Source organism: Bradyrhizobium sp. AUGA SZCCT0182 (genome assembly GCF_018130185.1).
In the GTDB taxonomy this organism is placed as follows: Bacteria; Pseudomonadota; Alphaproteobacteria; order Rhizobiales; family Xanthobacteraceae; genus Bradyrhizobium.
The window spans coordinates 1-21499 of the sequence record NZ_JAFCLY010000032.1; the positions used below are offsets into that span (position 1 = coordinate 1).

The 21499-nt window shown below is 63.0% G+C and carries 21 protein-coding genes; 11 read left to right on the forward strand and 10 right to left on the reverse strand.

The genetic code is table 11. The annotated features are described in order from the left end of the window. Window positions 1-264: 264 nt before the first annotated feature. On the reverse strand, window positions 265-1740 hold the full coding sequence (locus JQ611_RS28355; RefSeq protein WP_212467292.1) for a YdiU family protein: 1476 nt from the start codon (window positions 1738-1740) through the stop codon (window positions 265-267). 216 nt (window positions 1741-1956) lie between these two features. On the opposite strand from JQ611_RS28355, the gene aspS reads away from it, so the two are divergent. Further along, the gene (gene aspS / locus JQ611_RS28360) at window positions 1957-3732 is read left to right on the forward strand and encodes an aspartate--tRNA ligase (RefSeq protein WP_212467293.1); all 1776 of its coding nucleotides are present in this window, start codon (window positions 1957-1959) and stop codon (window positions 3730-3732) included. Window positions 3733-3739: 7 nt separating this feature from the next. Here the strand turns inward: aspS and JQ611_RS28365 are convergent, their stop codons facing one another. After that, a complete protein-coding gene (locus JQ611_RS28365; RefSeq protein ID WP_212467294.1) occupies window positions 3740-5719 on the reverse strand; it encodes a hypothetical protein in 1980 nt (659 codons plus the stop codon). Between the two features lie 262 nt (window positions 5720-5981). On the opposite strand from JQ611_RS28365, the gene JQ611_RS28370 reads away from it, so the two are divergent. After that, the gene (locus JQ611_RS28370; RefSeq protein WP_212467295.1) at window positions 5982-8291 is read left to right on the forward strand and encodes an NADP-dependent malic enzyme; all 2310 of its coding nucleotides are present in this window, start codon (window positions 5982-5984) and stop codon (window positions 8289-8291) included. A gap of 125 nt (window positions 8292-8416) precedes the next feature. Continuing rightward, entirely contained in the window at window positions 8417-8866 is a 450-nt protein-coding gene (locus JQ611_RS28375; RefSeq protein ID WP_212262303.1) for a DoxX family protein, read from the forward strand. 21 nt (window positions 8867-8887) lie between these two features. On the opposite strand, the gene JQ611_RS28380 is transcribed toward JQ611_RS28375, so the two are convergent. The 4 genes from JQ611_RS28380 to JQ611_RS28395 form a co-directional block, all read right to left on the reverse strand. Further along, window positions 8888-9442 carry a dihydrofolate reductase gene (locus tag JQ611_RS28380; protein ID WP_212392040.1) on the reverse strand — a complete coding sequence of 185 codons (555 nt, stop codon included), beginning with the start codon at window positions 9440-9442 and terminating at the stop codon, window positions 8888-8890. Window positions 9443-9467: 25 nt separating this feature from the next. Beyond that, window positions 9468-10439 (reverse strand): polysaccharide deacetylase family protein, encoded by a 972-nt coding sequence (locus JQ611_RS28385; RefSeq protein WP_212467296.1) that lies wholly within the window; start codon window positions 10437-10439, stop codon window positions 9468-9470. A 198-nt stretch (window positions 10440-10637) separates the two neighbouring features. Then, the gene (locus JQ611_RS28390; protein WP_212262296.1) at window positions 10638-11231 is read right to left on the reverse strand and encodes a glutathione peroxidase; all 594 of its coding nucleotides are present in this window, start codon (window positions 11229-11231) and stop codon (window positions 10638-10640) included. A gap of 82 nt (window positions 11232-11313) precedes the next feature. Continuing rightward, on the reverse strand, window positions 11314-13107 hold the full coding sequence (locus JQ611_RS28395; protein WP_249133520.1) for a L,D-transpeptidase family protein: 1794 nt from the start codon (window positions 13105-13107) through the stop codon (window positions 11314-11316). A 258-nt stretch (window positions 13108-13365) separates the two neighbouring features. Here JQ611_RS28395 and JQ611_RS28400 point away from each other — a divergent pair, with 258 nt between their 5' ends. Further along, window positions 13366-13926, forward strand: a complete 561-nt coding sequence (locus tag JQ611_RS28400; protein WP_212392037.1) for a CreA family protein — start codon at window positions 13366-13368, stop codon at window positions 13924-13926. Between the two features lie 29 nt (window positions 13927-13955). Here JQ611_RS28400 and JQ611_RS28405 read toward each other — a convergent pair whose 3' ends face one another. After that, on the reverse strand, window positions 13956-14183 hold the full coding sequence (locus JQ611_RS28405) for a hypothetical protein (protein WP_312012202.1): 228 nt from the start codon (window positions 14181-14183) through the stop codon (window positions 13956-13958). A gap of 236 nt (window positions 14184-14419) precedes the next feature. Here JQ611_RS28405 and JQ611_RS28410 point away from each other — a divergent pair, with 236 nt between their 5' ends. The 6 genes from JQ611_RS28410 to JQ611_RS28435 all read left to right on the forward strand — a co-directional run bounded on the left by JQ611_RS28410 (window position 14420) and on the right by JQ611_RS28435 (window position 18598). After that, window positions 14420-14581, forward strand: a complete 162-nt coding sequence (locus JQ611_RS28410; protein ID WP_212467298.1) for a hypothetical protein — start codon at window positions 14420-14422, stop codon at window positions 14579-14581. Window positions 14582-14885: 304 nt separating this feature from the next. Continuing rightward, window positions 14886-15050 carry a hypothetical protein gene (locus JQ611_RS28415; RefSeq protein WP_192733364.1) on the forward strand — a complete coding sequence of 55 codons (165 nt, stop codon included), beginning with the start codon at window positions 14886-14888 and terminating at the stop codon, window positions 15048-15050. A gap of 45 nt (window positions 15051-15095) precedes the next feature. Further along, entirely contained in the window at window positions 15096-15503 is a 408-nt protein-coding gene (locus JQ611_RS28420) for a hypothetical protein (RefSeq protein WP_212262285.1), read from the forward strand. A gap of 122 nt (window positions 15504-15625) precedes the next feature. Next, the gene (locus JQ611_RS28425) at window positions 15626-16879 is read left to right on the forward strand and encodes a serine hydrolase (RefSeq protein WP_212467299.1); all 1254 of its coding nucleotides are present in this window, start codon (window positions 15626-15628) and stop codon (window positions 16877-16879) included. Window positions 16880-16995: 116 nt separating this feature from the next. After that, a complete protein-coding gene (locus JQ611_RS28430; protein ID WP_212262279.1) occupies window positions 16996-17178 on the forward strand; it encodes a hypothetical protein in 183 nt (60 codons plus the stop codon). Between the two features lie 454 nt (window positions 17179-17632). Next, window positions 17633-18598 (forward strand): tetratricopeptide repeat protein, encoded by a 966-nt coding sequence (locus JQ611_RS28435; protein WP_212467300.1) that lies wholly within the window; start codon window positions 17633-17635, stop codon window positions 18596-18598. A gap of 34 nt (window positions 18599-18632) precedes the next feature. Here the strand turns inward: JQ611_RS28435 and JQ611_RS28440 are convergent, their stop codons facing one another. The 3 genes from JQ611_RS28440 to JQ611_RS28450 form a co-directional block, all read right to left on the reverse strand. Continuing rightward, window positions 18633-18902, reverse strand: a complete 270-nt coding sequence (locus JQ611_RS28440; protein ID WP_212262271.1) for a DUF6719 family protein — start codon at window positions 18900-18902, stop codon at window positions 18633-18635. An 11-nt stretch (window positions 18903-18913) separates the two neighbouring features. Continuing rightward, window positions 18914-19066 carry a hypothetical protein gene (locus tag JQ611_RS28445; protein WP_212262268.1) on the reverse strand — a complete coding sequence of 51 codons (153 nt, stop codon included), beginning with the start codon at window positions 19064-19066 and terminating at the stop codon, window positions 18914-18916. A gap of 71 nt (window positions 19067-19137) precedes the next feature. Next, the gene (locus tag JQ611_RS28450) at window positions 19138-20658 is read right to left on the reverse strand and encodes a PLP-dependent aminotransferase family protein (protein ID WP_212392032.1); all 1521 of its coding nucleotides are present in this window, start codon (window positions 20656-20658) and stop codon (window positions 19138-19140) included. Between the two features lie 74 nt (window positions 20659-20732). Here JQ611_RS28450 and JQ611_RS28455 point away from each other — a divergent pair, with 74 nt between their 5' ends. Beyond that, window positions 20733-21458, forward strand: coding sequence for a pyridoxamine 5'-phosphate oxidase family protein (locus JQ611_RS28455; RefSeq protein WP_212467301.1), 726 nt, complete (start codon window positions 20733-20735; stop codon window positions 21456-21458). Window positions 21459-21499 lie beyond the last annotated feature (41 nt).

Here is a 21499-nt window from a genome sequence, read left to right on the forward strand (position 1 = left end):
CTTCCCTGCGCCCTCTGTCTTCGAGGGCAAGGAATTTCTGGCAAAGCTCGGGCGCAATGCGTCGCGAGATCGCGAAGCTATGTCCACGTCGTCCCGGCGAAGGCCGGGACCCATAACCCCGGCGAGAAGTTTTGCGAATGGTCTCTGCTACCGAGGCTTCATCGAGAGATCACGCGGTATGGGTCCCGGCCTTCGCCGGGACGACGAGAGACATAATTGCTGCCTCGCTCGAATGACGTCGAAGCGGTTATGGAATCAACACCCTTACGTCCCGCAGAACGTCTGCAGCACGCGCTGCTCCGGCTGTGGCGGATCGGCATAGCCGGCAAACTCCGGCTGGTCCTCGAACGGCCTTGCCAGCACGCCCAGCAACTCCTCGAACGGCGCATAATCGTCGTTGTTGACAGCGGCCTGAATGACGGCTTCGACGCGATGGTTGCGCGGGATGAAGGCCGGGTTGACCTTGCGCATCGCGGCATGTCGTTCCGCCGCCGATTGCGGTTCGTCAGCAATACGCTGCCGCCAGCGCGCCGCCCACTCATCGAACGCCGCGGGATCGAGGAACTGGGCCCTGACGCTGTCGTCGTTGGCATCAAGCGCGGCGTCGGCGAGGCGACGGAAGGTGAGGGTGAAGTCGGCCTGGTTCTTGGCCATCGCATCGAGCAGGTCCTGCACCAGCGCCTCGTCGCCGTCACGCTGATCGAACAGGCCGATCTTGGCGCGCAGTCCGGCCTGATAGGCGCTGGTGAATTGTTCGGCGAATTCGCCGAGGATGAATTGCGCCTGTTCGATCGCCTTGTCCTTGTCGTCGGACAACAGCGGCAGCAGGCATTCGGCGAGCCGTGTCAAATTCCACAGCGCGATCTGCGGCTGGTTGGCGTAGGCGTAGCGGCCCATCTCGTCGATCGAGGAGAACACCTGCGCGGGGTCGTAATGGTCCATGAACGCGCACGGGCCGTAGTCGATGGTCTCGCCCGAGATCGAGGAATTGTCGGTGTTCATGACGCCATGGATGAAGCCGACCAGAAGCCAGCGCGCCACCAGTTCGGCCTGCCGCGCCACCACGCCTTCCAGCAGCGCGTGATAGGGGCGCTCAGCCTTGGCGGCCTCCGGATAGTGGCGCGCAATCGCGTGGTCGGCGAGCTGGCGCACGCCGTCGGTGTCGCCGCGTGCGGCGAAGAACTGGAAGGTGCCGACCCGGATATGGCTCGCGGCGACGCGGGTCAGCACCGCGCCGGGCAACATGGTCTCGCGCTGCACGCGCTCGCCGGTGATGACGGCCGCGAGCGAGCGCGTCGTCGGAATGCCGAGCGCGAACATCGCTTCGCTGACGATGTATTCGCGCAGCACCGGGCCGAGCGCGGCGCGGCCGTCGCCGCGGCGGGAAAACGGCGTCGGGCCGCTCCCCTTGAGCTGGATGTCGCGGCGGACGCCGTCGGCGTCGATGACTTCGCCGAGCAGGATGGCCCTTCCGTCGCCGAGCTGCGGCACGAAATGCCCGAACTGGTGGCCGGCATAGGCCATCGCGATCGGATCGGCGCCGTCGGGGACGCGTTTGCCAGCCAGGATCTCGGCGCCCTCAGGGCCGGAAAGCACCTCCGGATCGAGGCCGAGATGGACGGCCAGCGCCCGGTTCAGCTTGATCAGCCGGGGGGCCGCCACAGGGGTGGGGGCCACGCGGGCGAAAAAGTTCGCCGGCAGCGCCGCATAGGTGTTCTGGAACGGGAAATGGACGGTCATGACCACAAAGATAGGCGCGCCCGGAGGATAGGCAAAGGGCTCACGCCCGATAGGTTCGAAATGCCGCTTTTTGGGCCAAAACAGGGGCCGCCACTGGTTGCCGCGCCTGACCTCGTCGGGTAAACCCTGCCGCAGCTCGGGCAGGCCTTGTTCCCGATTCTTGTCTTGATTCTTGGCCCTCGATTCGACCTCCAATATCAGTTTTTTGGGATTTCCATGCATCGCTACCGGTCACATACATGCGGCGCGCTCCGCGACAGCCACATCGGCGAAACCGTTCGCCTCTCGGGCTGGTGCCACGTCATCCGCGACCATGGCGGCGTGCTGTTCATCGACCTGCGCGACCATTACGGCATCACCCAGTGCGTGGCCGACAAGGACTCGCCGGCGTTTGCGGAAGTCGAAAAGTTCCGCTCGGAGTGGGTGGTGCGGATCGACGGCAAGGTGCGCCATCGTCCCGAAGGCACGGTGAATGCCGAATTGCCGACTGGCAAGATCGAGATCTATGTCAGCGCGGTCGAAGTGCTGGGGCCTGCCGGCGAGCTGCCGCTGCCGGTCGCTGGCGAGCAGGAATATCCTGAGGACATAAGGCTTAAGTACCGTTTCCTCGACCTGCGTCGCGAGAAACTGCACCAGAACATCATGACCCGCGGCGCGATCGTCGATTCCATGCGCAAGCGGATGAAGGAGCAGGGCTTCTTCGAATTCCAGACCCCGATCCTGACCGCGTCCTCGCCCGAAGGCGCGCGCGACTTCCTGGTGCCGTCGCGGATTCATCCGGGCAAATTCTACGCGCTGCCGCAGGCGCCGCAGCAGTACAAGCAGCTCCTGATGATGTCGGGCTTCGACCGCTACTTCCAGATCGCGCCGTGTTTTCGCGATGAGGACCCGCGCGCCGACCGACTGCCGGGCGAGTTCTATCAGCTCGACGTCGAGATGAGCTTTGTCGAGCAGGAAGACGTGTTCGCGTCGATGGAGCCGGTGATTACCGGCGTGTTCGAGGAGTTTGCAAAAGGCAAGCCGGTGACAAAAGGCTGGCGGCGGATTCCGTTCGCCGAAGCCCTGAAGAAATACGGCAGCGACAAGCCGGATCTGCGCAATTCGATCGAGATGCAGGATGTCTCCGAGCACTTCCGCGGCTCCGGCTTCAAGGTGTTCGCGCGGATGCTGGAAGACCCGAAGAACCAGGTCTGGGCGATCCCCGGACCCGGCGGTGGGTCACGCGCGTTCTGCGACCGGATGAACTCCTGGGCGCAAGGCGAGGGCCAGCCCGGCCTCGGCTACATCATGTGGCGCGAGGGCGGCGAGGGCGCAGGTCCGCTCGCCAACAACATCGGACCGGAACGCACCGCCGCAATCCGCGGCCAGCTTGGGCTGAAGGAAGGCGATGCCGCGTTCTTCGTCGCCGGCGACCCCGACAAGTTCTGGAAGTTTTCAGGCCTGGCGCGCACGAAAGTGGGCGAGGAGTTGAACCTGATAGACAAGGACCGGTTCGAGCTCGCCTGGATCGTCGACTTCCCGATGTATGAGTATGACGAGACTGAGAAAAAGGTCGACTTCTCGCACAACCCGTTCTCGATGCCGCAAGGCGGCCTCGATGCGCTCAACGGGCAGGACCCGCTGACCATCAAGGCGTTCCAGTACGACATCGTCTGCAACGGCTACGAGATCGCCTCCGGCGGCATCCGCAACCACAAGCCCGAGGCGATGGTGAAGGCGTTCGAGATCGCGGGCTATGGCGAGAAGGACGTCGTCGAGCGGTTCGGCGGCATGTACCGCGCGTTCCAGTACGGCGCCCCGCCGCACGGCGGCATGGCGGCCGGCGTCGATCGCATCGTGATGCTGCTCTGCGGCACCACGAACCTGCGCGAAATCTCGCTGTTCCCGATGAACCAGCAGGCCGTCGACCTGCTGATGGGCGCGCCGTCCGATGTCGCGATCAAGCAGCTGCGCGAACTGCACATCCGGCTCAATCTGCCGGACAAGGGCTAGCGCAGGGTTAGAGTCCCGTCGAAGCCTCGATCCGGAATTGCGCCAGCGCCAGCAACGGGTCGGCGTTCATGTGCTGGTTGAGCTGCTGGAGCGGCAGCTTGCCGCGCGGCGTGAGTTTGACATTCAACGTTTGCCGCGGCGTCTCGACAAAGCGAGCGACGGCGTCCAGCGCCGCGAGCACGTCGGGATAGCCCGCGGCCGGTTCGCGGGCCGACCGGATCATGTCGACGATAGCGCTCCGCGCCGCCTCGCGGCTCACGTCCTGAAGGCGGGCATATTGGGCAACCGCGATGTCGACCGCGCCGGTGTCGCGCAGCACGAACTCGAGCGGGCCGGCCTCGATCTGCTCGGCCATTGCCGCCGCCTGCACCGGGTTGAGCGTGAACACCCCGCGAGGCACGTTGGTGAGCGACAGCCGCGCATTTGCCTTGAGGAGCCCGCCCAGTTCGAGCGACACCGGCTCAAGTGCGAACGTCTTCGTCGCCTCCGTCCAAACAGCGCCGACGTCATTATCGATGACTGCCTTGTCGAGGCCAGCCGCGATCAGCGCCTTCAGCATTGGATCGGAGGCGTCGAGAGGCGTCGTCATCCTGGTGGTCATGCGGACCTTGGTCGGGATCGGGCCGACAAACTGCCCCCAGTCCAGGCTGAACTGTTCGATGCTGACCTGCTTGCCGGTGTTCTTGAAGGGGGCCACCAGTCCCCTGAGTTCAGCGCCCCCGATCAGCGGAATCATGTCGAGCGCCTTGTCGGGCGGCGGCGGCGAACCGGCGAACTGCGCCGACAACCGCAGCAGATTGGCGACGTCGAGGGATTTGAGGGCAAAGCGACCAAGCTTGACCGGCCCTTCGGGAGCGCGGCCATCGACGCCTTCGATCGCGAATTCGTTGACCTTGCCATTGTCCAGATCGAGCCGCATCGTTGACAGCTTGATGGGGCCCTGCGGGGTCTCCACCGAGAACCCGCGCATCTCGGCATTGCCGATCCGCATGCCCTCGTACAGCTTGGCCACCTTCTCGATCAGCGCGCGCGCCTGCGCCGGCGTTGGCGGCGCGGCGCCGGGCGCAGGTATCATCGCCAGCAGATCCGGCACTTGCATGCGCGAGGGCCGCAAGCCCAGATCATCGATCGTGATGCCATCGATCCGCATGTTGAGGCCTTGCGCGGAGGTGACGACATAGGGCCCCGTCGTGATCTGGCGGTAGGCGCGGTAATATTGGTCGTCGCTGGCCTTCTGCGGATCGAACATCGCGGCCACCGCGCGGCTGTCGATGTCGTAGCCCGCGATATTGGCGAGGTTGCCGGTGAGCTTGTCGGGCTTGCCCCCCGCGCCTTGGGCGTTGACGGTGAACACCGCACCGTCGATCTTGGCGCTGGCGACCTTGCCGTCCTTGATGTCCTGCATCGCAAGGCCCGTATACGCGACCTCGCCACCGCCCGGCGTGGCAAGGCCGGAGTTGATGGTTCCGGTCAGGCTGGGGGCCGTGATCGACGCCGTCGTGACGCCTGCGAACTGCTCGAGTACGGACCGGTAGACGTCGGCAAAAGACGACGAAGCCGGCAGCCGCTGGAGGCTGGCGGGGCCGGAATAGTCCTTCACAATGATCCGCGGCACCTTGTAGGCGAGGCTCAGAGCCGCCTGCGGGGCCATGGCCGCGCCGACCTCGACATCGGTGATGTCGATGTTCTCGGCGGAGAAGCGCGCCGCGTCCGGCTGGCTGACGCCAGAGGCCGTGAGGCTGCCGATCTTGACGCTGGTCGGGTGTTGCGCCGCCGATTGAGCCGCGATCTCGGCGATCGTGACCGTACGGCTCAGCAGGTCGAACGAGACCTTGCCGCGGCTCGCCTTGCCTCCCGCCGCGCGAATCTGTTCAAGCGCGGCGTCGACCTCGCTGGCTATCCGATGCTGGGTATAGAACTGAAAGCCGAAGAAACCTCCCACCGCGATCACGATTGCGGCAACCAGGCCGCTCAGAACCTTTACCATTCGGGCAGCTCCGGTTGCCGGTTGGGCGGAGGGCAATTTGCCGTTGTCGGTCGAATGACCGGGGATGGGGAGGGGTCATGGTACCGGGTTCGATCGTTTGCGTCGATCCGCCAGCCCCTGCGCCCTGTTGATGGGGGCGCCATCAGCTGTTGCATCCAAGCGGTTGCGCGTGCTTCACATCCGGCTCAATCTGCCGGCAAACTGACCTCGTCCGGACGTGGCGAAGAAACAAAAGATCGGGACCGGAAACGCGGGAGTATGCATGTCGTCTTATTCTGAAGATCTCCATTCCGCGGCACTGGCGTACCATCGGCTGCCGCGGCCCGGTAAACTGGAAATTCAGGCCACCAAGCCGCTCGCCAACCAGCGCGACCTGGCACTGGCCTATTCGCCGGGCGTCGCGGCCGCCTGTACCGAAATCGCCAACAATCCGGCTGAAGCGGCGAGCCTGACCGCCCGCGCCAATCTGGTGGCCGTGGTCTCCAACGGGACGGCCGTGCTCGGCCTCGGCAATATCGGCCCGCTGGCGTCCAAGCCTGTCATGGAAGGCAAGGCGGTCCTGTTCAAGAAATTCGCCGGGATCGATGTGTTCGACATCGAGATCGCCGCCGACACCATCGAACGCGTGGTCGAGACGGTGGCGGCGCTGGAGCCGACCTTCGGCGGCATCAACCTGGAAGACATCAAGGGTCCGGAGTGCTTTGAGATCGAGGCGCAGCTCAAGGCGCGCATGAAGATCCCGGTGTTTCACGACGACCAGCATGGCACCGCCATCATCGTCGCTGCGGCGATCACCAACGCGCTGCTGCTGAACGGCAAGAAGCTCGCCGACGTCAAGATCGTTTGCTCAGGCGCCGGTGCAGCCGCGATCGCCTGCCTCAATCTTCTGGTGTCGCTCGGCGCGCAACACAAGAACATCTGGGTCTGCGATATCGACGGCGTCGTGCACGAGGGCCGCAACACGCTGATGGACCGCTGGAAGGCGGTTTATGCGCAGAAGACCAGCGCGCGCGTGCTCGCCGACGTGATCGGCGGCGCCGATATTTTCCTCGGCCTATCCGCGCCCAACGTGCTGAAGCCGGAAATGGTCAAGGCGATGGCGGATCAGCCGCTGGTCATGGCGCTGGCCAATCCGAATCCGGAAATCATGCCGGACGAAGCACGCAAAGCCCGCCCCGACGCGATGATCTGCACCGGGCGAAGCGACTTTCCGAACCAGGTCAACAACGTCCTGTGCTTCCCGTTCATCTTCCGCGGCGCGCTCGACGTCGGCGCCACCGGCATCAACGAGGAAATGAAGCACGCCGCGGTGGACGCGATCGCACAGCTCGCCCGCGATCCGCCGTCGGACGCAGTGGCGCAGGGCTTTGACAGCAGCGAAACCCAGGGCTTTGGACCGGGCTCGCTGATCCCGAGCCCGTTCGATCCGCGCCTGATCCTGCGCATCGCGCCGGCGGTCGCCAAGGCCGCAATGGATTCCGGCGTGGCGACACGGCCAATCAAGAATTTCGACGAGTACACCATGCTGTTGGAGCGCTTTGCGTTCCGCTCCGGCCTCGTCATGAAGCCGGTATTCGCCAAGGCGAAGTCCCAGCCGGTGCGGGTGATCTACGCCGAGGGCGAGGATGAGCGCGTGCTTCGCGCCACCCAGGTCGTGCTCGAAGAGAAACTGGCGCGGCCGATCCTGGTCGGGCGGCCTTCGGTGGTCGAAGCCCGGATCAAGCGGTTCGGGCTTTCGATCAAGGCCGGGCAGGACTTCGACCTCGTCAATCCTGAGGACGATCCGCGCTACCGCTCCTACGTCCAGACCTATATCGATGTCGCCGGAAGGCGCGGCGTCACGCCTGAGGCCGCGCGCACCGTGGTTCGCACCAACGCCACCGTCATCGCAGCACTGGCGGTGGTTCGCGGCGAGGCCGACGCCATGATCTGCGGCGTCGAGGGCCGCTATATGAGCCATCTGCGCCATGTCCGGGAAATCGTCGGCTTCCTGCCGGGCGTCAGCGATTTTGCGGCATTGTCGATGATGATCACCAGCAAGGGCTCCTATTTCATAGCCGACACGCAGGTGAGGCCCAATCCGAGCGCCGAGGAATTGGCCGAGGTGGCGTCGCTGGCGGCGATCCACGTGCAGCGCTTCAACATGAAGCCCCGCGTTGCCTTCGTGTCACATTCGGACTTTGGCAGCTATGATACCGAGTCGTCGCGCAAGATGCGTCTCGCCACCGCATTGCTGCAGGCAAAGCACCCTGAGATCGAGGCAGATGGTGAAATGCAGGGCGATACCGCGCTATCGGCGGCTGCGCGCAAGCTCGTGCTGCCGCATTCGAAGCTGGAAGGCGATGCCAACATCCTGATCATGCCGAATCTCGATACCGCCAACGTCGCCTACCAGATGATCAAGACGCTGGCGGATGCGCTGCCGGTAGGGCCGATCCTTATCGGCCCGGCGCGCCCGGCGCATATCCTTACCCCGGGGGTGACCGCGCGCGGCATTCTCAACATGACGGCGGTTGCCGCCGTCGAGGCCCAGGAGCGTGCCGGCCGTGCGCAACCGACTCTGTTCGGCTAGTTGATGTCGACGGGTTCTAACGCGGATGGTTTCGATTTGATCGTTTGAAAAGCAGGGGCGAAACGCTCATAATCGCCTTGCGCGACCGCTTGTGACATTGCATTGCCATCCAGTGAGGCCGACCCATGCCAGCGTTCTTTACCTTCGGGCGAGTTTTGTTCGCCGTGCTCTTCATCTACACGGGAGCGACCAAGCTCTTCGGCATCCAGCAGACGGCGGATTTTATCGCGTCCAAGGTGACCATTCCCACGCTGCTCGCGCCCTATACCTCGCAGCTCGAAACCATCACGGGCATGCCGACGCCGCAATTGCTGGCGCTTTCGATTGGCGGGTTCGAGATCATCGCCGGGCTGATGATCGCGGTTAATTTCGGCGCGCGGTTCTTTGCGATCCTTTTGATCTTCTTCGTGCTGACCGCCACCTTCTATTTCCACGATTTCTGGAATCAAGCCTCGCCCGAGAACGCCAAGACGCTGATCGATGCGTTGAAGAATCTGTCGATCGTCGGTGCCCTGTTCATGATCGCGGGCTACGGCCGCGGGCCGCGGTCGTCGGAACCTGCCTACGACGTCTAGACTAGAGCGGCGGACGTGTGTTCAGGTCCGCCGCCACGGCGTGACGGTGACGTCAGCCGCCGGGTCGAGTATTTGCGGTTGTCCGGCGCGTAATCCGTGCGACGCCAACACCTGCTGCGGCGAGCGCGCGGGCACCCCGGGGAAGCAGGGCTCGCCGTCCGGCAGCCGTACGTGCGGGGCCTGTGACAGCCAGAACACGTCGTAGAGGTCCATGAACATGCCGAACACGTAGGGGCCGCCGATCACGGCGACCGTGCCGGCGCGTATTCCGGTCTGCTCGCAGACGGCCTCAAAGGAGGCGCCAGCCGGATTCCACAGCGTGGCGTTGGCATTGGATGGATCGGGCGCAATCGTGCGAACCTTTCGCGTCAGGATCAGCCGCTTGCGCCGCGGCGAGTTCGGCTGGTCTTCGAAGGAATTGCGGCCGTGCAGGATCAGGTCGGCGCGGTCGAGGGCGGCCGAGAAGAACTGCTTGTCGCCCTCGAATTTCAAATCGTCAGGCATGACATTGCTGGCGTTCGCCAGCATGCCGTCCGCCGAGACGATAACGTAGCCTTCGATGCGCAGCGCCGGCATGGACTTGTCGCCGAGTCGAAGCCGATTATTCCGAGATCGTCTGCACGACGCTGGAAACCGGGCGGGAGCTTACGGTCGGCAGTTTGGCCTCTTTCAGTAGACTCTCGTCAAATTGCGGGAGGGTCTGTATTGGCGCCTTGGCGCGCATCGCCACCACCTTGTAGCCGCCAGCCTTCAGCTTCTTCAGGAGCTCGGGCAGGGCTTCCGCGGTGTGTTTCTGGAAGTCGTGCATCAGGATGATGCCCTTGCCGAGCTTGTCGACCTTGCGCATCACCGTCTCGATGATTTTCTCCGGCTTGCTTGCCTTGAAATCGAAGGAGTCGAGATCGCAGGAGAAAATCGCGATGTTGCGCGTGCCGAGATAGGTGACGATTTCCGGCGGGTGCTGCAGCGCCGGAAAGCGGAAGAACGGCGCCGGCGAGGTGCCGCCCAATGCCCACTTGACGGCGCTAAAACCTTTCTCAATCTCTTCCTTGCGCTGATCCTCGCTTAGCTTCTTGTTGACCAGGGCGGCGTGCGACCAGGTGTGCGAACCGACCGCGTGGCCGGCCGCGTAGACCTGCTTGAGAATTTCCGGATAATAGGTGGCGTGCTTGCCGATCGGGAAGAAGATGCCGGTGGTGCATTCCTCGGCGAGCGTCTTCAGCACCGAGGGCGTATTCACCGGCCACGGGCCGTCGTCGAACGTCAAGACGACTTCCTTGTCGCGCAGGAAATCCAGATCCTTGAAATGCTCGAAGCCGAAGCCGGGGCCGCCTGTCGTGTCGATCTCGACGGTGCGGCCGACGCCGAGTGCGTTCGGGTTGGTGCAAGGAGGCCGGGCCGGAGCGGCCGCGGCCTTTGGGGCAGGAGCTGCCTGAGGCGCTGCGGCAGCGGGTGCTGGAGCGGCCGCCGGGGGCGCAGCGGCGCCCTTGGCTGGCGGCGTCTGCGACCAGGCCGCGCTCGAGGTCAACAACGAAACCGCGCCTGCAAAGATCAACCCTGCCGCAATACGCATCTTGTTTTCCTTAAATGATCCCGCGTCCGATGCCGGCTTTGCCGTCGTCCGGCCGCTTCCCGCCCCAACGCACAATAGCCTAGTTGCAGCGGCCTCGCCAAGGCAACGGCGGTCACACAGGGCCGCCGATTTGTCGCCGAACCGGTTAATTCAGGGGATTATTCCCGCTGTTTCCACGCATTGCCCGCAAGCGACCCGTTAGCCGCTTCGTTCGGAAACACCTTGTGCGAGCGACCGCGCAATCGCGGTCTTCACCCGCGTATCCGAGGGGTCGACGGATTCCGGGAAGACTTCGGCGATATAGCCGTCGCGGCCGATTAGATATTTGTGAAAGTTCCAGCGCGGAACATCCTTTGGCCGTGCTTCTGCTGCCCATTTGTAGAACGGATGCGCATTCGGCCCTTTGACGATGGCCTTGGCCGATATCGGGAAGGTCACGCCGTAATGGTGCTGTGCGGTCGCTGCGATTTCGGTCGCGCCGCCGGGTTCCTGGCCGCCGAAATCGTTGGAGGGAACGCCGACGATCATCAGGCCGCGGTCGCTGAACTGCGTCCACAATTCCTGCAGCCCCTTATATTGCGGCGTGAAGCCACAAAGCGAGGCGGTGTTGACGATCAGGAGCGGACGGCCGGCATATTCCGAAAGCCTGATATCGCCGCCGGCCAATCCGCCAAACGAAAACGCGTAGGCAGTGATCCGGCTCATGCCGGCCTGCGCGTTGGCGATCCGGGCCGAGCCGATGCCCGCAATGGCGGCCAGCGTTGCCGTCATCATGGTTCTGCGGTCGATCATGGACGGCCTCGCGCGAAATTCATCGGCGCAAAGCATAGCAGAGCCGGTGAACCGGCGCCGCTCAACAAGCTGTTATGGCGAGTTAGCGCAAGGGAACGATGAAGTCGGTGCCTTCGCCGGTTTCGCCTGTATTGATGCCGTGATCGGACACCACGATCGAGCCGCCCGTCGTCAGGGCCTCGGTGATGCGCGCCATCGCTTCCGGTGGCACGCTGATGCGGTCCAGTGCTTCGGCCGGGCTGTTCGACGCCGGTGCCGGCTTGGCCTCGGCCGGGGCTCCGCCGGCGACCTTGCGCCGCCGCGAGGCGCGCTCGTCTTCTTCCTTGAGGGCCGCGTTGCGGGCGGTCACCGGCAGTGACACCACCGACCAGCGCAGGAGATTGGGATCGTTCTTGTCGACTTCCGCCGTGAACACATGCGTGCCCAGCATCCGCTCGCTTGGCGCGATCGTCACGGGCACGTCGAACAGCGGCGTGAAATTCTGCCGCACGTAAAGCTTGCCATCCTTGCGGCTAACAAACACTGCGATCTGCCCGGTGCGCTTCGGTTCCGGCTTCGCCGCGGCCTTCTCGACGCCTGGCAGGCGCGACGGATCCTTCTTCACATCGCGCGCGACGGCAGGTGCATCGGCGATCGCCTTGACGGGCTCTGCCGGTTTCCCCGCTGCCTTTGGTGCTTCAGTTTTCGTTGTATCGACCTTGGGCGCGTCCGCCTTGAGCGTCCCGGTTTTCACCTCGTCCGACTTCGCCTCATCCGGTTTCACGTCAGCCGATTTGGCCTCGACCGGGGTGTCGCTGGCGGAGATTTCGCTCTTGGTCGTGTCGCCGGTCTCAACCGATTTGACCTCGGCCGTTGCAGCATCCGACGGTTTGGACTCGGACGATGTCACTTCGGCCGGCTTCCTGTCGGTGGACGCGGTGTCGGCGCTCTTGGCGGGCTCTGCCTCAGCGTCCGATTTCACCGGCTCGGACTTCGCAGCATCGCCGGACACCGGCAGTCTGCTCGCCGAGGACGAAGCATCGGACATCGTAGCGGCATTGGCCGCCGGCATGGCTCCGCTGGCATCTGCAGTGTGGGTTCGTTCGCGCAACGGCGTCCGATCGGGGCTGCCGTGACCGACGGTCGAACGCAATTCCAGGCTCGCTTCGGACTGCGCGGGCTTGATTGCCGATCCAGCGTCCGCGCCCTTGTCCGATTTCACCGCCGGCGCGTCCGACATCGGCTCGTCGGCGGCCACAGGTTGCGCCACGACCTTCTGCGCCACCAATAGCGGGTGCGAGAAACTCGAAGGCGTCATTTCGCCGGGCGTGACGATGACCCGCGCGCCCATCTTGGTCCAGTTCCACATCTTCGCGGCAAAGGCCATCGGCAAACGGATGCAGCCGTGCGACGCCGGATAGCCGGGCAGGGCGCCGGCATGCATCGCGACACCCGACCAGGTGATGCGCTGCATAAAGGGCATCGGCGCGCCGCTGTAGATGTTGGAGTGGTGCATCTTGTGCTTCTGGATGATGCTGAACACGCCCATCGGGGTCGGATGGCTTTTCGTGCCAGTCGACACCGGACTTTCCGCGAAGATTCCGTTGGCGTCGTAGACCCTGACCTTTTGCTGGTTGATCGAGATCGCGATGATCAGGGGGCCCTGCGGCTTGGCGCTGATTTCCTTTTCGGCGGCCATCATAGCCTTCGAGGGCTTGCGGGCGCGCTGCTTGCGCGGCTGGGCTGACGGTGCCGGCCGGTAGAAGCTGGGGTCGGAATCCTGCCAATAATACAGGGCGGCGTCGGCATGGGAGGAGGCGCCGATGGTGCCTGCGGCAACCAGAATAGCTATTTGCCAAAATCGCTGGTTCGCACTGCTTACGCTCGTACTATTCAACCCAAAAAGCCGATGCCCGCTCACGCCCAAATTCCCTGAGTCCAGATCGTTCGAATCCGATGTTCCGATGATCATTTGTTGTTGCAGACGCGAAAAGCGTTCACCAGCTTAAGCCCTCTAAACCCGCGCTTTTCGCCGCAAGCGTAGCAAAAAAGCCTCACATTCCGTTAAACGCGAGCTCCCCCGCTCCGTTCCTCAGCCTTCCTGTGCGGCATTTGCACATTACATAACCGGTGGGTCCTTCAGGCGGAGATAGAAATGACATTCAAGGCCATCGGTAAGTGTGACAAGTCATGGAGAAATCTGGCCTTGGGCGTGTCGTTGGCGGTGTTGGCCGCGGTGGTGTGGCATGCCGGCCCGGCCTTTGCCGCCGACGAGCCGGACCTGATTTTTCGCCGCTCTACCGTGTTCAAATGGCTGAGCCCAAATGACAAGCTTGCGACCTACGGCGTCGACGATCCCGAGGTCGACGGAGTGGCCTGCCATTTTACGGTACCGGAGAAGGGCGGTTACAAGGGCTGGCTCGGGCTTGCCGAGGAAGTTTCAGATATTTCACTGGCTTGCCGCCAGATCGGGCCGATCCGGTTCAAGGGTAAGATGTCCCAGGGCGACGACATGTTTCGCCAGCGCCGTTCGCTGTTCTTCAAGAAAATGCAGATTGTCCGCGGCTGCGACCCCAAGCGGAACGTGCTGGTCTACATGGTATATTCGGACCGGCTGATCGAGGGGTCACCGAAGAACTCGACGTCCTCGGTGCCGATCATGCCCTGGGGAGCCGCCGACGCCGCGGTGCAGAAATGTGGCGAGTTCGTCCATTAGTGGTCCGGGCTAGGCAGCTATCCCGGAGCTTACCGTTTCACCGGATTGGGATGTGGGCGGACCTCTGAGCAGTCCTTGTTTTCAGGGCCCCTGGCCTTGGGCTCGTGGCAGCCGACCAGCCGCACGAATTTTTGTGGCGAGCACTGATTGTCGCCCATGACCGGTGCGCCTTGCTGCGACATCGCACCAGCCATCTGTTGCTGGCCGGATTTGCGGGGCGAGGATTGATTGCCAACACTGATGTTGCCATTGCCCACGACGGCTATCCTTTGTTGGATGATGAACGAGAACAACGCCGAACCAACAAGAAAAGTTGCACGGGTGTTTGCTTGAGTCGGTCGGACCCACGCTTCGGTTCACAGCTGAGTTTGCTGCGCTGCGGCCTATTCACCAGACAATGATTAAGAAATTTGGATGAAGAACTTGCGACGGCGTGTCGAACCGGCCGACAGCAATGGGCGTCTCATCTCCAGATGGTGAATGGAGACGTCAGATGCGCGCCCTCAGCTGCATAATTGCCCTGGTTGTCGTCCTGACCGGCCCGTCGCTGGCCGGCAGCGCTGATCGCGACGTGCCTGGGGTAGGGACGTTCACCTATTGCGGTTCGCCGGTGGTGACACCCGCACCCGATTTGAGCGCCGTCGACAGCGAGTGAGGCAGTTTCGCCTCTCTTCGGCGGTGCGCGGCAGGGCCCAGACTCAAAATCGCGAAAACAACCCCATGCAAAGTAGAATGGTCCCGGCTCTCAGGTGACCTGTACCTCTGTCCAGCCATTGATCACTATATTGAAATCATTGGATTTTTCTCGCCAATGTTTCGTCCCGGCGGGCCGACGAAACAATTCACCCCCGCGATGAAACCATTTTCCGCTTCTGGCGCAGATATCCGGAAACAGCCGTTGGTTATCACTCTGCCAACGAAACGGCGGGGACGCCGGCACCCAAACCGGAGACAGTCAAATGCGGACCATCAGCTTCATCCTCGCCTTCGCCTTCATCCTTGCCGGTCCCTCGATCGCTGGTTCCTCGGATCAGGGCTTGCCCGGCATCGGCACCTTCTCCTACAACGGCGCGCCGGTGACGACCTCGGCTCCGCAGTCGATCGTTGTCGCAGCTGTCAACTAAGCGCAGCTAACAGCTCGCAAGAGAATTTGCCGGTAAAGGCTCAGTATGTTTGTACGTTTTGGTGCCGCTGCGATTTTGGTTTCCTGCCTGCTGGGCGCTTCAGCCCAGGCCCAAACCCAGTTAACGGCGCAGATGCGGTTCCAGCAGGGGCCGATCGGCTCGATGTTCAAGCTCCCCGATCCCCGCGGTGAGTTCGTACGGCAGTGCGCACCCCACATGGTGGGACGCTGGGCGCATCCGGAAACCGTTTGCACTTGCTTGCACGATCATGCAGCCGCGACCGTCGAGGACAACGACCTGCGCGAAGCGTTGCTGCGTGGCATCAGCGAGACCGGCGTGCCCACGATCGAGACCGCCTGGGTGCCGGCGTCGAAGCAGTCCGAAATCGGCCCGACCTTCACCAAGATCGCCAAGCCGACGCTGCAATGCATGTTCGAGCCGTCGTCGAACTAATATCCGAGCGCGAGCTTCTGACACCCATCCCCGGTACCTGACCCAGCAATCGAGGCCGTTGCCAGATCGGTGGCAGCGATTGTAAGGCAATGGTTGTTCGATAATTCCCGGGATGCACGCGATTGCGTTCACCCGCGCGCGTGAGCCAGTCGATGCAGCCGGGACGAATTCTGCTGTCATGCCTTCTCGTGGTGCTGGCAAGTCCTGCCTTTGCCGCACCTGATGAGGAACTGCTGGGCAAGGCCAGGAATTACCCGCTCGGCACCCGCGCCAGCTGGTTCTTCGATGAAGGCGTGCGGGTCGGATCGTTCAGCCATCTCGACGAGATACTGCCGCACAATAGGCTGAGCAAAGCGGTGTCTCCGCTGCCGCTTGCCGCTGCCGGCGGCGATGCAAAGCTCGGCTACCGGTTCGAAAACCAGAGCTGGACGCTAGACGATTTTCTCAGCCACCAGCGCGTCACCGGATTGCTTGTCATCAAGGACCGCACCATCCTGTTCGAGCGCTACCAATACGATCGAAAACCGGCGGATCGCTTCGTTTCGCATTCGATGGCGAAATCCATCGTCAGCCTTGCCGTCGGGATGGCGCTTGCCGAAGGCAGGATCGGTTCGTTGGACGATCTGGTTTCGAAATACGTGCCAAAGCTTGCGGGCAGTCCCTATGGCGAGACCACCATACGCCATGTTCTGCGAATGTCGTCCGGCGTGCAGTTCAAGGAAGCCTACGACGGCAATGATGATCTGACGCGGTTCACGATTGCCCGTAACCGCGAGGGCTCGATATCAGCGCTACGCCAATTCCAGACGCGCGAAGCGGTGCAGGGCGCGCGCTTTCACTATGCCTCCAGCGAGACCGTCATCCTGGCCGTGCTGCTTCGCGCGGTGACCGGCACCACGCTCAGCGAATATCTGACCGCGCGGCTGTGGCAGCCGATGGGCGCAGAGGCCGATGCGACGTGGGTGCGGACCACCGACGGCACCGAAGCCGGCTCGGGCAGTTTCAATGCGACCCTGCGCGACTACGGACGCCTCGGAATGCTGCTGGCCAATGATGGCGCGGTCGGCGGCAAGCAGATCGTGCCGAAAGACTATCTGCTGGATGCGACCGACTGGCACCGGCAACCCAAGGCGTTCACGCCGGGAAAGGCCACGCCGTATTTCGGATACGGCTATCAGTTCTGGCTTTACCCCGGCGAGAAGCGAAGGTTTGGCTTGCTGGGCGTTTACGGCCAGTCGATCTTTGTCGACCCCGAGCTTAAACTCGTGATGGTGATCACCGCCGTGGCCAAGAACGCCACTGTCGGAAAGGAATCATTTGCTCGCGAGCGTGACGCCGTTTGGCGTGGCATCGTCGGCAAATACGGCAGCTGGTAGGCCTCAACGGGCTGGCGAGACGGCGCGAATCGATGTCGCCGCGTTTGGGAACTTGCAACAAGAATGCTTGAGACGGCGGCAGTTGAACCCCGGCAGGGTCGGCGCGACTAAGTGACATGTTGCTGTCCGAATTCATAAAAGACCTCCTGTGGGCGGGGGCACATTCCGTGTTCATGAAGGTGGGCACCTGGCTCGATAAGAAAATCGACGGGCCTACGGTGAAGGTCGCCATAGGCATGGTACTCGGGCTTGCATCAATTTTCTTCGTTGCAATTGTTTCCGGATTGCTGGGCGTCTGAATGAAGAAGAAGCTTATCATCGCAATGGTGATCGGCGCGGTTATCTCGTCGGTACTTCTGGCTATACCAAGCGCAAGCGGCTGGTCAGGCTTAGGACTTGCAGGCCTGACCGCAGCGATCGTTTTCTGGGGAATAGTAGGGAGTCTGCCTGGGGCGTCGCTGTTGCGTGGGTTGTGAATGCAGTCGTCTACGGCGCGGGCGCCTTCTTCGTTCTCAAGTCTTTCAACCGAGCCGCTGCCACGTAAACAAGTCGCTTACAATTTCCTGATTCAAGCTTCGCTGGACGGCGAGGCGTGCAAACGCAATAGCCTGAAAGCAGGCCCGTGCTCCTGTTGCCGTCGTCGGTTTCAGTATGGCGACAACTGCGCGGTGACCCGTCAGTATGAACCTCTCTGGCCTCTGAAGACACAAAAGGCGCGTATGTCGCGGAAGAACCGCGACGGAGGCATATGTGATGAAGGCCATGAAAGCATCTATCCGCATTGCGGTCACCGCGCTGGCCCTGAGCCTGTCAGTCATCGTGCCATCCTACGCCGAGCAGGATGAGGCAAGCCGTCTCAACCAGGAATCCAAGGAACTTTATCGGGTCGGAAAGTACGCGGCAGCGCTTCCGCTGGCCCAGCAGTTGCTGGCCATTCGCGAGAAGGAGTTTGGTACCGATGATGCAATGGTCGCGATGCCGCTGAATGACCTGGGCACGATCCACTACAATCTGGGTCAATACGCCGTTGCCGAGCCACTGTACAAGCGCTCATTGGCTATCAAGGAGAAGACACTCGGTCCGGACCATGCCGAAGTCGCAAGCGTGCTGAATAATCTCGGCGAACTCTACCGCACGACAGAGCGTTTTGCCGAGGCGGAGCCGCTCCTCAAGCGGTCGATCGCCATTCGTGAGAAAACGGTCGGTCCTGACGATCCGGACATCGTGCTGGCGCTGAGCAACCTGGCCGCTCTCTATAGCAATCAGGGTCGATACGACCAGGCCGAGCGGCTGTTCAAGCGCGGGCTGGCCGTTCTCCAGAGGGCGCACGGTCCGAGCGATCCGAACGCCACGGTTTTGATGAATAACCTGGCCGATGTTTACACCAACCGGCATCGTTATGCCGATGCCGAGCGGCTGCTCAAGCGGTCGATAGCCGTGACCGAGAAAGCGTTCGGTCGCGACCATCTTGATGTTGCGCAGGCGCTGAACAATCTTGCCGCTGTTTATGGGCGACAGGGCCGTAACGCCGACGCCGAGCGGCTTTACAAGCGGTCGGTGGCCACCTTCGAAAAGACGGTCGGCCCGAACCATCCGGACCTCGCGGATGTCCTGGAAAACCTGGCCCGTCTCTACAAGTATCAGAGCCGCTACGCCGATGCCAACGCGCTTTTCAAGCGGTCGATGGCCATTCGCGCGAAGGCAGGCTCGCCTACCTGAGATAGCGACTATCGCGGTTTAATGAGTGCACGCCCTACCGCCTCTGCTTCGTCCCCAGGCGCGCAATGCATTTGCGGACGCGCAGCACGCCCGACGTCGTCATCTGCGAGCCCGAGACTTCCTTGATCTGTCCAGCCGGGCATGTTCCGTCGTCGACAAGGATGCGCTGACCCAGCCGCAGATCCAAGATGTTGCGCTCATTGGGGACGACCTGCTGCGCGGCGGCCGGTGAGGCGAGCAGGCACAGGGCAAGGCCGGCGGGAAGTGCAAGAGCCGCGGCCGTCACGGCCTTCGTGATTGCCAAATTGACCTCCCTCACTTGCTCTGGATCTTCAACCCGTCGGGGCCGAGATTGATCTGCACGCCCTCGGGCTGTTTCTTGGCCTGATAGAGATTATAGCCGAGCACGCCGACGGCAACGACCAGCACACTGATGATGAGATACAGGACGTTGCGATTGCCTGGCATCCGGTGTCTCCATCGTGACGACGATTCAATGCATTTAGCGGATGCGGCGGCGATTCTCCTAGGGTGCTAAGTTAGCGCGCCGATCGGGATCGCGCCGACGCCGGCCTTCGCGATTTGCCGGTTCCGCCGATGTCCGGCTTCCGGTTGTCCCGCATCGCCGCCAGCGATGCCTTGGCCAGTTTCTCGGCCGACGCTTTCAGTTGCGGAAGCGGGTGGCCGGCAAATCCCAGCACAAATCCCGGCAGCGGCCGCGCGCGAGCATAGGTGTCCGCCAGCAGCCAGCCTTCGACGCCGGCCGCGGATTTGGCGTGGGCTGCAACCTGCGCGTCGACCGACGGGTCAAACCGCGCCACCAGATGCAGGCCTTGCGACGGCACCGGCACGGAGAGGCGGCCTTCCGAAGCCGACGACAGTGTCGAGGCCAGCACGTCGCGGGCCTCGCGGTAGAGCCCGCGCACCCTGCGCAGATTGGCAGCGAACGCGCCGGAGTTCAGCATATCAGCGACAGCGCCTTCCAGCAGCGTGCCGGGAAAGCGGTCGAGCGCGGCGCGCGCCGTCGTCACCGGCCCGATCAGCTTCTCGGGCAGCGCGCAATAGCCGATGCGCAAGCCGGGAAACAGCGTCTTTGAAAACGTGCCCATGTAGATCACGCGCTGCAAATGATCGATGCCGGCAAGCGACAGCAATGGCGCGCCGTCATACCTGAACTCGCTGTCGTAATCGTCTTCCAGCACGAAGGCATCGGCATCCCTAGCCCAATCGAGCAGTTCTAGGCGGCGGCTCATCGACATCTGCACGCCGAGTGGAAACTGGTGCGAGGGCGTCACATAGGCCGCGCGCGCCGATGGCGCTGACGTGCGGCCTTTGGCGACGATCAAACCTGATGCGTCGACTGGAACCGGGGCCGGGCGGTAGCCGCAATGCTCGATGGCGCGCCGCGCGGCGGGATAGCCGGGGTCCTCGCACCAGACCTGATCGGCCGGCTTGAGAATGGCGCTGAGCACGATCCGCAGGGCGTGCTGGGTTCCCGAGGCCAGCATGATCTGGTCCGGATCGCAGCGCAGCCCGCGTGCCGACAACAGATGATCGCCGATGGCGGTGCGAAGTTCGCGGCTGCCGCGGGGATCGCCGTAGTGCAGGTGGTCGGTGCCGAAGGCGCGCATCCGCCGCCCGACAAAGGACCGGAAGCGTTGCAGGGCCCGGTCGTCGATATGCGTGCAGCCAAGCGACAGGGTGCCTTGTGGCGGCGTCTCGATGACGATCCTGGCCTTGCCGGCGCCGCTCACCTGCGCGGGGATGCGCGCGGCGACGAAGGTGCCCGAGCCGACAATCGCGACCGCAAACCCGTCTGCGATCAGCCGCTCATAGGCCGTCGTAACCGCGTTGCGGCGAAAACCGGTCTGGCTTGCCAGGGTGCGCGAAGGCGGCAACGGTTCGCCGGGCTTCACGATGCCGCTGACGATGGCGTGGCAAAGCGCCTGATAGAGCCGGTGCGGCGAAGAGGCCCGCGGCGTCACATGCGGTCCGGAAAGGTCGAGCGGCAGCTCGGTCTTTCGCGGCGGCACAGGAGAATTGGTCGGAATTTTTCGCATGGAATTGGCACTATCGCAGACCAAATTCGCCGCTACAACTCTCGTCATCATTGATTGATTTGACAGGAACTGCCGTGACCGAAATCGAAACCGCCAATTCCTATCCCGTGTCGCCGCGCAATCGGGTGAAGCGCCTCCATGAGCGCGGCCGCTACGATCACGCGACCGTCCACAGCCTGCTCGACGCTTCGATGCTGTGTCACGTTTCCTACGTGATCGACGGCCAGCCCTATTGCACGCCGACGTTCTTCTGGCGGGAAGGAAGCAGGCTGTACTGGCACGGCAGCAGCGCCAGCCGCATGCTGGAGAACCAGTCGGACGGGCAGAAGGTGTGTCTGACGGTCGCGCACCTCGACAGCCTGGTGCTGGCAAGGTGCGGCTTCAACCATTCGGCCGACTACCGCGCCGTCATGGCCTTCGGCACTGCCTACATCGTCACCGACCCGGACGAGAAAGCGCGCGCGCTGGTCGCGATGGTCGACCGCTTCTTTCCCGACCGCACCGCTTCCTTGCGGCAAAGCACCAAGCAGGAAATCAAGGCAAGCGCTGTGATCGCGATGGAGATCGAGCAGGCGTCGGCCAAGGTCCGCAGCAAGGGCGTCGCCGACGATGACGAGGACTATGCATTGCCTGTCTATGCCGAACGCATTCCGGTACGCACCGTGATCGGCGCGCCGGAACCTTGCCCGCGGCTTCTCGACGGTGTCGAGCGCCCGGAATCGCTGGGCGTCTATTCGGAAGGTCGTCTGCTCGATGATGCCTTGCGGGAGGCCCATCTTCTGCATTACCCCGGCGGCTGAGATCGGGCTAGGGTGGCTCGTTCTCGTGACCTGCAATCTTC